A 762-nucleotide genomic window follows, 5' to 3' on the forward strand; every position below is an offset into this window, starting at 1 on the left:
CATCTTCGAGATAAAGCTTAATGGTTGGGGTAATGCTTTTTTCTTCGATAAGAGCGAGAGTTTGGCGTGACTTTGAACAACGTGGGTTGTGGTAAATCGTAATGTCTGTCATGTTTAAACTGCCATTAAATAGAGTAATTATGCCTAATTTTGATGGCGTGCATGATAACAATAAGTTGAATGGTTAAGGAACGAATTGTGCGAAGAATTCTTGGTATATTGATGACGTTAATGGCACTGCAAGCTTGCTCCCAAGCAAGCTCTTCAGTCGACAAAGTGTTTCAGCTTCACGCGCAAAACGATCTCGCTTATTCAGACATTGGTACTGATTTTGTTCTAATTAATTACTGGGCAAGTTGGTGCAAACCCTGCGTGAAAGAAATTCCTGAACTCAACGAGCTGGATAATCATCCCCAATTATCTGTATTTGCATACAATTTTGATCGCCTCAGTGGCGACAAACTACAAAGTGAAGCGGATAAATTTAATCTGCAACTTCCTATGCTGCTCAATGATCCCGCATCTATGTTCGGAGAAGAAACGCCTGGCGCATTGCCAGCCACCTTGGTGCTTAATCCAAAAGCAGGTACCAAACAATGGCTAATGGGTGCTCAAACACAACAAAGTGTGTTGAGAGCGATTGGCGTGGAGTAATTCACTTAAATACCTTTGGAGACGTTTATGGCGCGTAAAATTGAAGGGCAGGTAAAAGATTTAGATGGGTTTAGTGTCACCAGAATTCTCCCTCATAAAGAGCAGAGA

At 41.6% G+C, this 762-nt stretch carries 1 protein-coding gene and 1 pseudogene; one reads left to right on the plus strand and one right to left on the minus strand.

Annotated elements, in window-relative coordinates; all coding sequences use genetic code 11:
- Positions 1-112, minus strand: a pseudogene (locus A3738_RS32220) (arsenate reductase (glutaredoxin)); the annotation flags it as partial.
- 86 nt (positions 113-198) lie between these two features.
- Between A3738_RS32220 and A3738_RS27125 the strand changes: the two are divergent.
- Positions 199-654: a TlpA disulfide reductase family protein gene (locus tag A3738_RS27125; RefSeq protein ID WP_197472360.1), complete on the plus strand. Its 456-nt coding sequence runs from the start codon at positions 199-201 to the stop codon at positions 652-654.
- Positions 655-762 lie beyond the last annotated feature (108 nt).

The sequence above is a fragment of the Oleiphilus sp. HI0066 genome (assembly GCF_001635725.1).